Source organism: Bradyrhizobium stylosanthis, assembly GCF_001641335.1.
GTDB lineage: Bacteria > Pseudomonadota > Alphaproteobacteria > Rhizobiales > Xanthobacteraceae > Bradyrhizobium > Bradyrhizobium stylosanthis.
Genome location: NZ_LVEM01000001.1, coordinates 1,988,653 through 2,000,538 on the forward strand (window position 1 = coordinate 1,988,653; position 11,886 = coordinate 2,000,538).

General features: G+C 66.7%; 14 protein-coding genes. 6 read left to right on the forward strand and 8 right to left on the reverse strand.

What is annotated here, in order from left to right; genetic code table 11:
• Positions 1-42 precede the first annotated feature (42 nt).
• From A7X65_RS09675 to A7X65_RS09695, 5 genes are all read right to left on the reverse strand, one after another.
• Positions 43-735 carry a GNAT family N-acetyltransferase gene (locus A7X65_RS09675; protein WP_063684192.1) on the reverse strand — a complete coding sequence of 231 codons (693 nt, stop codon included), beginning with the start codon at positions 733-735 and terminating at the stop codon, positions 43-45.
• A gap of 4 nt (positions 736-739) precedes the next feature.
• Positions 740-1,087, reverse strand: a complete 348-nt coding sequence (locus A7X65_RS09680; RefSeq protein WP_018646107.1) for a Lin0512 family protein — start codon at positions 1,085-1,087, stop codon at positions 740-742.
• A 116-nt stretch (positions 1,088-1,203) separates the two neighbouring features.
• Entirely contained in the window at positions 1,204-1,572 is a 369-nt protein-coding gene (locus A7X65_RS09685) for a VOC family protein (RefSeq protein WP_063684193.1), read from the reverse strand.
• Positions 1,573-1,603: 31 nt separating this feature from the next.
• Complete coding sequence (locus A7X65_RS09690; RefSeq protein ID WP_063684195.1) at positions 1,604-3,259, reverse strand: acetolactate synthase large subunit; 1,656 nt, start codon at positions 3,257-3,259, stop codon at positions 1,604-1,606.
• Between the two features lie 250 nt (positions 3,260-3,509).
• The gene (locus A7X65_RS09695) at positions 3,510-4,403 is read right to left on the reverse strand and encodes a LysR family transcriptional regulator (protein WP_063684197.1); all 894 of its coding nucleotides are present in this window, start codon (positions 4,401-4,403) and stop codon (positions 3,510-3,512) included.
• Positions 4,404-4,509: 106 nt separating this feature from the next.
• On the opposite strand from A7X65_RS09695, the gene A7X65_RS09700 reads away from it, so the two are divergent.
• Positions 4,510-5,250, forward strand: coding sequence for an SDR family oxidoreductase (locus A7X65_RS09700; RefSeq protein WP_063684199.1), 741 nt, complete (start codon positions 4,510-4,512; stop codon positions 5,248-5,250).
• 23 nt (positions 5,251-5,273) lie between these two features.
• Positions 5,274-5,495, forward strand: a complete 222-nt coding sequence (locus A7X65_RS09705; protein WP_063684201.1) for a tautomerase family protein — start codon at positions 5,274-5,276, stop codon at positions 5,493-5,495.
• Here A7X65_RS09705 and A7X65_RS09710 read toward each other — a convergent pair.
• The 3 genes from A7X65_RS09710 to A7X65_RS09720 all read right to left on the reverse strand — a co-directional run bounded on the left by A7X65_RS09710 (position 5,488) and on the right by A7X65_RS09720 (position 7,440).
• Positions 5,488-6,126 carry an O-methyltransferase gene (locus tag A7X65_RS09710; protein ID WP_063684203.1) on the reverse strand — a complete coding sequence of 213 codons (639 nt, stop codon included), beginning with the start codon at positions 6,124-6,126 and terminating at the stop codon, positions 5,488-5,490. The genes A7X65_RS09705 and A7X65_RS09710 overlap by 8 nt on opposite strands.
• Before the next feature lie 15 nt (positions 6,127-6,141).
• Positions 6,142-6,768, reverse strand: a complete 627-nt coding sequence (locus tag A7X65_RS09715) for a PadR family transcriptional regulator (protein ID WP_063684205.1) — start codon at positions 6,766-6,768, stop codon at positions 6,142-6,144.
• A gap of 120 nt (positions 6,769-6,888) precedes the next feature.
• The gene (locus A7X65_RS09720; protein WP_063684898.1) at positions 6,889-7,440 is read right to left on the reverse strand and encodes a carboxymuconolactone decarboxylase family protein; all 552 of its coding nucleotides are present in this window, start codon (positions 7,438-7,440) and stop codon (positions 6,889-6,891) included.
• Between the two features lie 69 nt (positions 7,441-7,509).
• Here A7X65_RS09720 and A7X65_RS09725 point away from each other — a divergent pair, with 69 nt between their 5' ends.
• From A7X65_RS09725 to A7X65_RS09740, 4 genes are all read left to right on the forward strand, one after another.
• On the forward strand, positions 7,510-7,884 hold the full coding sequence (locus A7X65_RS09725; RefSeq protein WP_063684207.1) for an MmcQ/YjbR family DNA-binding protein: 375 nt from the start codon (positions 7,510-7,512) through the stop codon (positions 7,882-7,884).
• 98 nt (positions 7,885-7,982) lie between these two features.
• Complete coding sequence (locus A7X65_RS09730) at positions 7,983-9,371, forward strand: SWIM zinc finger family protein (protein ID WP_063684209.1); 1,389 nt, start codon at positions 7,983-7,985, stop codon at positions 9,369-9,371.
• Positions 9,364-10,809: a DUF5691 domain-containing protein gene (locus tag A7X65_RS09735; RefSeq protein WP_063684211.1), complete on the forward strand. Its 1,446-nt coding sequence runs from the start codon at positions 9,364-9,366 to the stop codon at positions 10,807-10,809. The genes A7X65_RS09730 and A7X65_RS09735 overlap by 8 nt, the downstream gene beginning before the upstream one ends.
• Positions 10,806-11,882: an ATP-binding protein gene (locus tag A7X65_RS09740; RefSeq protein WP_063684213.1), complete on the forward strand. Its 1,077-nt coding sequence runs from the start codon at positions 10,806-10,808 to the stop codon at positions 11,880-11,882. Before A7X65_RS09735 ends, A7X65_RS09740 begins: the two co-directional genes overlap by 4 nt.
• Positions 11,883-11,886: the final 4 nt, after the last annotated feature.

Genomic DNA, 11,886 nt, shown 5'->3' on the forward strand with positions numbered 1-11,886 from the left:
GATATAGCGCGAATTCACGGGATATGAAGCCCGCCGCGCAGCCTACCCCTGCTTCATGAACGCCGTCACATGCAGGCGGCGCCGGATCGTCATGCCCTGCCGCTGATACAGCGCGATCGCGGACGTATTGTGCGAGAACACGTGCAGGAATGGAATTTCGCCCCGCGCCTCGATCCGGCGCGCGACCGCCGCAAGCAGCGCCTGCGCATAGCCGCGCCCGCGATAGTCCGGATGCACGCAGACGGCCGTCATCTCGACGAACTTTCCCGGTTTCATCCGCTCACCCGTCATCGCGACCAGCTCGCCGCCGACGCGGATGCCGAGAAACGTGCCGAGCTGATGCGTCCGCGCGGCAAAGGGCCCGGGCTTGGTCAGCTCCGTCAACGCCATCATCGCGGGCACGTCGGCCGCTCCGAGCGTGACAATCTCGGCGTCGCGAAGCGGACTGTCGGCGGGCGAGCCGATCATCTGCTCGCCCGTGTCGGCAAGAACGACCTTGAAGCCCGCGGGCACGTTGACCGGCTCCGGCGTGAACAGCGCCGCGACCTGCGAGGGCTGCAGCAAATCGCCGAGCGTCGCAAAGCTTGCCGCGGACATGTCGACCATGTCGGCAAAGGGCGTCATGTCCACGGGATAGCGCAGCGCGACCGGGCCCCCCTCAGCCAGATGCTTCTGGCTCGTTGTCAACGCGCTCCAGATCGGACGATCCAGCAGCGCCACATCGCTGTCGGACACCGCACTAGTCCTTGTCGAAGCTGACGATGACGGCGGCGTTGGCGATGAGGATGGGATCGTTCGCCACTTCCGTGGCCGAAGGAATCTCCAGCCCGCCCTTGACCGCTGTCACGGTCACCGTGCCGTAAGGCAGCTCCTTCGCGACCGCTTCCTTGTCCACCGCCTCGGGGTTGGGCACGCCGATCGTCACATCGACGAACATGTCGTTCGCGGTCTTGCCGATCATCCGGAAGAAGCCGAGACTGGAATGCCTGATGGCATCGGATACCGCGCGCTTCGCCGCCTTGGTGGCGTCCCTGCCGTGGACGTCGACGCCCATGCCCATCTCGGTGACACAACGAACGCGAGTCATATTTTATTCCTGTGGTTGTTAGGTGAGAGAGTGTGGGCGATCGGGGAGCGCGACACAAGTTTTTGTCGTGATCGTGATGAGCATAGAGCACGGGCTGCCCATGGCCCGCATGAAGATCAGCCCGACATCGGTCTGAGCCGCGTTGGCCAACCGATCCTGACAAGTGTCTCGTCCGGCCCGTTGAGTGCGAACTCGTACATGCCCCAAGGCTTGTCTGTCGGACCTTCGGGTTCGATCATCTCCCCCGCAAACGCCGTCGCAAGCTCATCGACATCTTCGCGGTAGAGATATAACCCGAAGGGGTTTCGGCCCGGCACCAGCCAGCCGTCCACCGCCGCCTGGAGATGAATGTCGCCACCGCGGCCGTCACTCATCATGCGGTAGTCATCCGGCCCGCCATCGACCTTGAAGCCGAGTCGCTCAAAGAACCTTTGGGCAGCATCCAGATCGTTGCAGGGCAGGATGGCTGTAAGGCGTTGATTCATCCGCGCACCGATTCCAATTGCTCCGCCTCTCCTATTTCTGCCGCGCGCGCAGCTCGTCCACGAGCACCCGCACGTTCTCCGAATAGTCGATCGGGATCGAGACCAGATGCACGCCGCCCTCCCCAAAGGCCGCATCGAGCGTCGGCGCAAAACGGTCGATGCTCTCGATGCGATGTCCCTTCGCCCCGTAGGCCTTCGCGTACATGACGAAATCGGGATTGCCAAACGTCATGCCGAAATCCGCAAAATGGTCGACGGCCTGCTTCCAGCGGATCATGCCGTAGGCGTTGTCCTCCAGCACCAGCACGACCAGATTGAGCTTGAGGCGGACGGCGGTTTCCATCTCCTGGCTGTTCATCATGAAGCCACCGTCGCCGGCGACCGCGAGCACGCGGCGGTCGGGATAGAGCATCGCGGCCATCATCGCCGACGGCAGGCCGGCGCCCATGGTCGCCAGCGCGTTGTCGAGCAGCAGCGTGTTGGCGACACGGGTGCGGTAGTTCCGCGCGAACCAGATCTTGTACATGCCGTTGTCGAGCGCGACGATGCCGTTCTCCGGGATCACCTGGCGGATGTCGTGCACGATGCGCTGCGGCGTCGGCGGCCAGCGCGCCTCGGTGGCGCGGTCGGCGATATGGCCGAGAATTTCATCGCGGAGCGGCAACAGCGCCGCAGCATGCGGCAGCTTGCCTTCGAGGCGGTCGGCGAGCAGCTCCAGGCTCGGGCCGACGTCGCCGAGGACCTCGGCGTCGGGGAAATAGACCTGCTCGACGCTGGCCGAGGTGTAGCTGACGTGAATGACCTTCGGCCCCGACGGTCCCATGATGAAGGGCGGCTTCTCGATCGGGTCATGACCGATCGCCACGATCAGATCGGCGGCGTCGATCGCGTCATGGACATAGTCGCGCTCGGACAGCGCAGCGGTGCCCATATAGAGATTGGTGCCGCCGGGCACGGTGCCCTTGCCCATCTGCGTGGTGAAGAAGGGAATGCCGGTGCGCCGAACGAAGCTCGCGATGCCGTGCGTCGAGCGCGGCCGGCTGGTTGCAGCGCCCATCATCACCAGCGGGTGCCGTGCGGCCAAAATCATCTCGGCTGCGCGGTCGAGCGCGGCGCGATGGGCGACCGGGATCTCGATCGGATGGATCGGAATCACGGGAACCGCGGGCACCTCGTCGCCGGCGATGTCCTCGGGCAGTTCGAGATGCACCGGACCCGGCCGTTCCTCCATCGCCACGCGAAACGCATCGCGCACCACGGTCGGGATGCTGGAGGCGCTGACGATCTGCCGCGACAGTTTTGTCAGCGGCTTCATGGTCGCAACCACGTCCACGATCTGGAAGCGCGCCTGCCGGCTGCTCATGATCGCCTTCTGCCCGGTGATCAGGATCATCGGCATCGCGCCGAGATGCGCATAGGCAGCGCCGGTTGACAGATTGAGCGCGCCGGGACCGAGCGTCGACAGGCAGACGCCCGGCTTGCCGGTCAGCCGCCCGTGTGTCGCCGCCATGAAAGCGGCGGCCTGCTCGTGACGGGTCAGGACCAGCTCGATCCGGGAGTTGCGCAGCGACTCCACGAGATCGAGGTTTTCTTCGCCGGGCACGCCGAAAATGCGGTCGACACCCTCGTTCTCAAGCGCCGCGACGAACAGGTCCGATGCTTTGACTTTCCGTTCCTGCCCGCTCATGTCGCCTCCCGGTCGATGCTGGCTCCCGTGTGCCGGGAGCACGCGCATGGTAGCGGTCTGCGGCGCAGGTACAACTCACAAAGAGGGGGGCGACTGCATCATTCTCGTCATTGCGAGCGCAGCGAAGCAATCCAGAATCCTTCCGCGGATGCAGTTATGGATTGCTCATCGCATCAGCGCAAAATTGCTACGCAACTTTGTCGCGAGCTCCTCGCACTGACGGAGTGCGAGACGACGGCATCGCAGCCCGTTACAGCTTCGCCTCGGCAAAAATTCCTGCGACCCAGTCGAGGAAGACGCGCAGGCGCAGCGCGAGCTGGCGGTTTTGCGGATAGAGCGCCGAGAGCGGCGTCGGCGACGGCGGGTGGTCGGCCAGGACTTCGACCAGTGCGCCGTTGGCGAGATCGTCGGCAAAGCGATAGCGCGGCGCCTGCACGAGGCCGAAGCCGAGTCGGGCGAGATCGGCCATTGTGTCGGAATTGTTCACGCGCAGGCGGCTCGGCAGCACGATGTGGCGCAGCTTGCCTGCGACGGAGAATTCCAGCGGCAGCACATCGCCGGTTCGCGAGGAGACGAAGGCCACCATCTGGTGGCCGTCGAGCGCATCCGGCGTCGCCGGCATGCCGTGCCTGGCGAGATAGGCCGGGCTTGCCACCGTGATCTCCGCGATGGTGCCGAGCCGGCGCAGGATCATGCCGCTGTCTTCCGGCTCGCCCGACCGGATCACGCAGTCAATGCCCTCGCGCACGAGATCGACGAGGCGGTCGCCCTGCCCGATCTGCAAATCGAGCTCGGGATAGCGCGCGAGGAATTTTGGCAGATGCGGCAGGATGAAGGTGCGGGTCAGCAAGGGATGCGCGTCGATGCGCAAAAGGCCGCGCGGCCTTGCATCGCGCATCGAGGCCTCCGCTTCCTCGACCTCGGCGAGGATGGCGACGCAGCGGCGATAATAATCCTCGCCGTCGAGCGTTGCCGTGACATGACGCGTGGTCCGTTCCAGCAGCCGCGCGCCGAGATGGGCCTCGAGGCCGCGCAAGACCTCGCTGGCGGTCGAGCGGGGAATGCCGAGGTCGGCCGCCGCGGCCGTAAAGCTGCGCCGCTCCACGAGGCGGACAAACAGGCGCATGGCGTCAAAGCGATCCATCGTCGATTGTTCAGCATAGCCGACAAGTGATGGCAAGCCCTGCTCGATTATCCGGCCATGGCGATCAGCTATGTCTGGGGTCGTCCAACACCAAGGAGACCCCGCCATGACCACCCAATCCCAACGCGCCGCCATCGTGACAGGTGGTTCCCGCGGCATTGGCGCCGCCATCACCCGCCGACTGGCGCAGGACGGAATTGCGGTTGCGATCAACTATGCCAGCGGCCGCGACGCCGCCGACGCGCTCGTGGCCGAGATCGAGGCTGCCGGCGGACACGCCATCGCGGTGCAGGCCGACCTTGCCGATCCCGCCACCCCGGCCCGGCTGTTCGATGCGGCCGAGCGCGCCTTTGGCGGGGTCGACATCCTCGTCAACAATGCCGGCGTGATGGAGCTGGGCCCGCTCGCTGAGGTGACCGATGAGGCGTTCGCGCGGCAGACGTCGATCAACCTCGACAGCGTGTTCCGGTCGTTGCGCGAAGCGGCGCGGCGCCTGCGCGACGGCGGCCGCATCGTCAGCTTCTCGTCGAGCGTGATCGGCCTCTATCAGCCCGGCTACGGCGTCTACGCCGCGACCAAGGCCGCGATCGAAGCCATGACCCATATCCTCGCGAAGGAGCTCGGCAGCCGGGGCATCACCGTCAATGCGGTCGCACCCGGGCCGGTCGAGACCCGGCTGTTCCTCGAGGGCAAGAGCGAGCAGCAAGTGCGCGCCATTGCCGCCATGAATCCGTTCGGCCGGCTCGGCCAGCCCGGCGACATCGCCGGCATCGTCGCCTTCCTCGCCGGCAGCGAGAGCGGCTGGGTCAACGGCCAGATCATCCGCGCCAATGGCGGCGTGGTCTGACGCATCACACGGAGAGAACCACCATGCCATTCGTCAACATCAAGATCCCGCAGGGCGCGCTGTCGCGGGCGCAAAAGGCCGAGATCGTGCATAGTATCACCGGGCTGTTCGTCCACTATTTTGGCGAAGCCGCGCGTCCGCACACGATGGTGCTGATCGAGGAAGTCGGCGACGGCGGCTATGGCCGCGCCGACGAGGTGTTCGTCGTCCCCGACGCCTATCGCGCCAGGGACTCCCTCACCTGACCTTGAGGCTGAGCTCGGTGCCGCGCTTGATCGGCAGCGTCATCGAGACGAAGCCGTTTTGGGGATCGCGGATGAAGGCGAGATAGTCGGGCTCGGCGTTGTCGTTCATGACGTAGCCGCCGACCAGCAATTGCGGGGCGACGATCTCGATCACCTCGCGCGCCAGCGAAGGCCCCTCCTCGCGCGGCCAGCCGTCGACCAGGATGAAGTCGACGGGACCGCCGAGATCGCGCAACGTCTGCCGGGCGTCGCCCTCGCGGATCTCGGCGTAGTCGACAAGGCCGGCTTCGGCAAGATTGCGTTTGGCGGCCTCGACCTTGGCCGGCACGATTTCCGAGCCGATCACGGTGCCGCCGCCATTGTCGCGCAGCGCCGCCGCGAAATAGAGCGTGGACATGCCGACCGAGGTCGCAAATTCCGCGACGCGCGTGGCGCGCAGGCCGCGGCAGAGCAGATAGATCAACTCGCCCTGCTCGGGATGGATCGAGAATCCCTGCTCGGCGTAAGCGTGGGGATCGCGGCCGTCGAAAGCGCCGCGCGACCCGGCCGGCCGCTGCCGCGCGCCTTGCAGGCGCGCGATCACGGCGTTGACGCGGGGATCCTGGATCGGACCGTGGGGCCGATCATTCATGCGTTGCGCCCTCCGTCACTTGCCGAGGATTTCCGCAGCGGCGCGATCCAGGATCGCAGCGATGCGGCGCGTCTCGGCGGAGTCGCCGCTGTGCCTGGATCGCAACGCGCGCTTGAGGTTGTGTCGGGCACGGTGCAGCTCGTCGGAAGCATCCGCATCGAGATCGCTGACGCCGGCGAAAGCCTCGCGCACCTCGTCCATGCGGCGGCCGATCCGCGACAGCGCCTGCAGGATCGCATCCGCGGTGGCGCGGTGCTCGGCAAGATGCGCCTTGCCCTCGGGCGTGATGCTGTAGAGCTTCCTGCCGCCATCCTGCTCGACGCGCGCCTGGCCGACCTCTTCGAGATAGGTCAGCGCCGGATAGATCACGCCGGGGCTCGGCGTGTAGAAGCCGTCGGAGCGCTCCTCGATGATCTTGATCAGCTCGTAGCCGTGCGCCGGCTTTTCGGCGAGCAGCGCCAGGATCACCAGCTGGAGATCCTGCGACGACAGCCGCCGCGCGCCCGGGAAATCGCCGCCCGGGCCGCGCCCGAAAAAGCCATGCCCGCCGCGGCCGAAGCGCCGTCCCCCGCCGTGCCGGCCCATCGCGAAATGGGCAAAGTGCCCAAAATGGAAGTCTTTGTGGTCTCGTCCGTGGTGCATATCGTAAGTTCCTCTGTAAGACATATCGTACGATATAATTTGCGATAGTTCCGGCGCAACCCACTATTCCGTGATTGGCCCCAAGGGCCCCGTCCCCGTCCGCGATGGATCTGCCGGCCGCTACTCGGCGGCCTGGCTCTGCGGCACGCCCTGCTCGACCTCGAGCTGAAGGATGTCATTGAAGCGGTTGAAGGCCCCGCACAGCGCGATGCGCCAGGTCAGCTCGACGATCTGGGCTTCCGAGAAGTGCGCGCCGAGGCGGGCAAAGATCTCGTCGCGCGTCTTGTTCCAGTTGTTGGTGACGGCAATGGAGTATTCGACCACCAGCTTGTCGAGCTCATCGAGCTCGGGGTGATCCTTGTAGTCGACGAGACGCGCGGCGCCCTCTTCCGAGACGCCCTGCACCGCCAGCTTTGGCGCATGATGGGAAACGCAATAGTCGCATTTGTTGAGCAACGAGACCGTGACCAGCGCGAGCTCGAGATGGCGCTTCGACAAATTGCCGTCCTGGGCGAGATCGACCAGCAGCGACCACATGTGCTTGAAGATCGGCAGGCGGTGCGCCATGACACCGGCCTGGTTCTCGAACGCACCATAGGTGGTCATCTTGTCCCACAGCGGTCTCAGCGCCTCCGGCAGGTCGTCCCTGGTCTTGATCGAAACGCGCGACATGGCCATTCATCCCTGGTTGGAGCGCGCATGCTGCCACAAAGGTCCGGCCCGCGCCTCGGGTGCGATCGCATGACACCCAAGACATTTGAAGCGCGCTGCCTGCGCCTGCCCGCCGCCACCAAGGTGGTGCAGTGGGAGGGCACCTCGGTGTTCAAGGTCGGTGGCAAGATGTTCGCGCTCAGCGGCGGCTATACGGCCGAAAGCGGCGGCTACATGTTCAAGGTCTCGGACATGGCCTATGGAATGCTGATCGAGCACGGCTTGGCGCGACCCGCGCCGTATCTTGCGCGCGCCAAATGGGTGCAGCTCGTTGGCAACAACGCGCTGCCGGACGCCGAGCTCACGGCCTATCTCGTGCAGGCGCATGCGCTGATCGTGGCGAAACTTTCGAAGAAGCTGCGCAAGGAGCTTGGGCTGGCGTCGCCGCAGGCTGGCCCGGCATGATGATCTCCGCGTGCAGCCGATCGGCGGCGCGCGGCGACATTGAGCTTTCATCCTGCCCCGATATACTGACCATCCTGGATTCGAATTAGGAAGCCGGCGTGGCGATTGATCTGAAGGCGGTCGAGCAACTCGCTACCGATCAATCCTCGCTCAAGGCGGCCGCTGGGCTCGCCAAGCCCGCGAAATGGTCCGGCGTCGGCGGCAGCGAGGATGGCGCGCTGATCTGGGGCGAATGCGCGGGCTCCGGCGCGAACCCTTACAGGGTGATGGCGGACCTGCGCGACCTCGGCAACAAGTGCACCTGCCCGTCGCGCAAATTCCCCTGCAAGCACGTGCTCGGCCTGTTGTGGCTCAACGCGGAATCGATCGTGCCGTTCGCGCCGGCCACGACGCCCGCCTGGGTCAGCGATTGGCTCGGTCGCCGGCGCGGCACATCCGCCGGCAAACCGGCAAGCCCCGCCGCGCCGGCCGGCGAGAAGGATCTGCGCGCCGCGCGCGCCACCGAGCCCGAAGCCATCGAGGATCCAAAGGACGCCGCACGCCGCGAGGCACAGGCTGCCAAGCGCAACGAGGAGACCGAGCGCGCCATCCTCGATGCGCTCGACGCGCTCGAGCAATGGATCGGCGATCAGCTCCGCCTCGGCTTGTCCGGTTTCATCGACGATGCGACCGCGCGATGCCGGCGCATCGCCGCGCGGCTGGTCGACGGCAAGGCTGCAGTGCTGGCAGGACGCATCGATGAACTGCCGGCCCGTCTGCTCGCGCTCGCCGCAGGCGACCGCGCGCGCGGCGCAGCCGTGGAGCTCGGCAAGCTGGTTCTGCTGGCGCGCGCCTTTCGCGCGACGCCACGCGATGCCGAGATCCGGCGCGCCGTCGCCACATCCGAGACGCGCGAGACCGTCCTCGCCGATCCGCAGGCACCGCGCGTGAACGGACATTGGGAAGTGCTGGCCGAGCAAGTGCAGACGCGGCGCGATGGCCTCGTCTCGCAAACGACCTGGCTGCTCAATCTCACCGCACACGGTCCGCGCTTTGCCATGCTGCTCGACTTCTTACCCGCGAGTGCCGGACGGCGTGGCTCGGTGTTCACGCCCGGCGAGCGCTTCCAGGCCGAGCTCGTTTTCTATCCGTCGCAGCAGCCGCTGCGCGCCCTGCTCTTGCGGCGCGACGCCGCCGACGAGACGCTGACCGACGAATGGCCTGCGCCGGACGGGCCAATTTCCGATGCGTTGACGCGCCCCCTGCTGACAGAGCCCTGGACGATCGACATTCCGCTGCTGCTGCCGCGGGGACGGATCGCACGCGATGATGCCGGGCACGCATGGTGGCGCGCGGCCGATGACACGGCCACGCTGCCCATCGCCGGCAGCGTGGAGGGCCTGCTGGCCGGCACGGAGGTGATGGGCGCCGCCGCGATCTGGTCGGGCAACCGCCTCACCATCCTCGCCGCGCAGACCCCTTGGGGCAGGATCGCCGGCCATGACTGAAATCATCGAGCCCAATGCGATCAAGCCCGAAGCGATCTTCGATGCGATGGGCGCGGTCGTGACGCGCTGGACCATGGGCGCGGCCGCCGCCTCCGCCGCCTCGTTCTGGCGCGCCGAGCTTGGCGACGATCCCGTCGAGGCCGAGCTGCGGCTGCTCGCTTTGTCGAGCCAGTTCCTCGGCGCGACCGTGATGACCGAGCCGCCGTCCGCGCTGCGTGTGCTGCCCGACATTCCCGCGCTCGCGCTGCCGATCGTGCCGGAGACATTGCGGCCGCTGGTTCGCCGGATCCTTGCGGCGGGCAAGGACGCGGCTTCCAAAGCCGAGCTTGTCCACTTCCTCGCCGCGCGCGGCTGGACCACGCATCCCGCCGACTGGATGCCGGATGCGAGCGACGAAGACGCGCCCGACGTCTATGCCGCCTGGCGCGATTGGGCCGCGTTCGCCGCAGCCGGCGAGCTGACGCCGCGGCAGAGCAGCGATCAGCTCACCCAAGGCAATTGGGATGATTTCTGGCCGGCCGCGCGCAAGGCCGCGTTGATCGGGCTGAGGCGGCGCGATCCATCGGCGGCTCGTGCACTGCTCGAAGCAAAGTTCGGCGGCGAGAACGCCGATGCGCGGCTGCGCCTGTTATCCCTTCTTTCGGAGCGACTGTCCGGCGACGATGTCGCCTTTCTCGAAGGTCTGGTGGCGAACGACCGCGCACCGAAAGTCAAGGCGCTCGCAACATCGATGCTCGCACGCCTCGGCCGCGGTCCCGCCGCCGGCGAGGACATCGCGGAGCTCGCCGGCTTCTTCGCGGTGAAGACGAAAGGATTGCTGCGCCGCTCCCGCGTGGTCCAGATCGAAACGCCGAAGACGCCGGCACAATGGCAACGGCGGAAAGCCCTGCTCGACGGCACCGACCTGACGTCGTTCGCGAGCGCACTCGGCCTTGCCCCACAGGACCTGATCGCGGCCTGGGACTGGAACGTGGACCCGGCCGCCGATGCAGCGCTGATCAGGCTGATCTCGGAGACCGGCACCGATGCGCAGCTTGCGCAGGCAGCCGGGATCATCAGCGAGCATGATGCGACCGGTCTCATCGTGGCGCTCGCACCGCGGCTTGCGCCCGCCGAACGCACGAGGTTTGCCGCCGCAGGTTTGCGCGCGCACGGCATCGGCTTCGAGATGGCGCAACTGATCGCCGGCCCGGCCGCGCGCCTCGACGATCCGCTGTCGGCCCCTGCGGGCGCCAAGCTGCTGGCCGAGCTTCGGCGCGACGATGCAAAGCCCTCCGACTATGCCGCGGAATTGCATGCACTGGGCCTGCTCGCCGCGCAAACGGCGGCACGGCAGGCTTTGCAGGGCCTGACCGGCGCGGGCCTTCTGCAGGGCGATCCGCGCCTCGACATGCTGCGGCTCAACGCCGCGTTGGACGACAAGGGAGAGAAGCCATGAGCGAGAAACTGCGGTTGCCCGCCGAGGACAACTTTGCGTCCGAGCTGAAGGCGCTCGCTGCCGGCGACGGACACCGCCCGCCGGGCTGGGCGCTCACGCCGCGCCAGGTCGTGACCTACCTGATGGGCGGCAAGGCGGCCGACGGCACCGCGATCACGCCCAAATATGTCGGCGACAAGCGGCTGATCGAGACCGCCGTGGCGACGCTAGCGACCGATCGCGCGCTGCTCCTGCTCGGCGTACCCGGCACGGCCAAGTCGTGGGTGTCCGAGCATCTTGCCGCCGGCATCACCGGCGACTCCACGCTCGTCATCCAGTGCACCGCCGGGACCGACGAGAACCAGATCCGCTACGGCTGGAACTATGCGCAATTGCTCGCCCACGGCCCGAGCCGCGAGGCGCTGGTGGCGACACCCCTGATGCGTGCGATGGAAGGCGGCAAGCTCTGCCGGTTCGAGGAGCTGACGCGGATGGGCAGCGACGTGCAGGATACGCTGATCACCGTGCTGTCCGAAAAGATGATGCCGATCCCGGAGCTCAACACCGCGGTCTATGCACAGCGCGGCTTCAACATCATCGCGACCGCCAACAATCGCGACAAGGGCGTCAACGAACTGTCCTCCGCGCTCAAGCGCCGCTTCAACGTCGTCGTGCTGCCGCTGCCCGACAGCGCCGCCGAAGAGGTGTCGATCGTGGTCAAGCGCGTCGGCGAGATGGCGCAGAATCTCGATCTGCCGGCGCCGAAGAACGTCGCCGACGAGGTGGTGCGGGTGGTCGCGATCTTCCGCGAGCTGCGCTCCGGCTCGACCGAGGACGGCAAGGTCGCGCTGAAATCTCCGTCCGGCGGTCTGTCGACCGCCGAGGCCATCGCGGTGATGGTCGGCGGCATCAGCCAGGCGACCTTCTTCAACGACGGCAAGCTGACGCCGGAGACGCTCGCCAGCAACATGATCGGCGCGGTGATCAAGGATCCCGTGCAGGACACCGCCGTGCTCGGCGAATATTTGGAGACCGTGCTGAAGAAGAAGCGCGGCTTCGAAGGCTATTATGCTTCCCTCACCGATCTGATCTGACGCC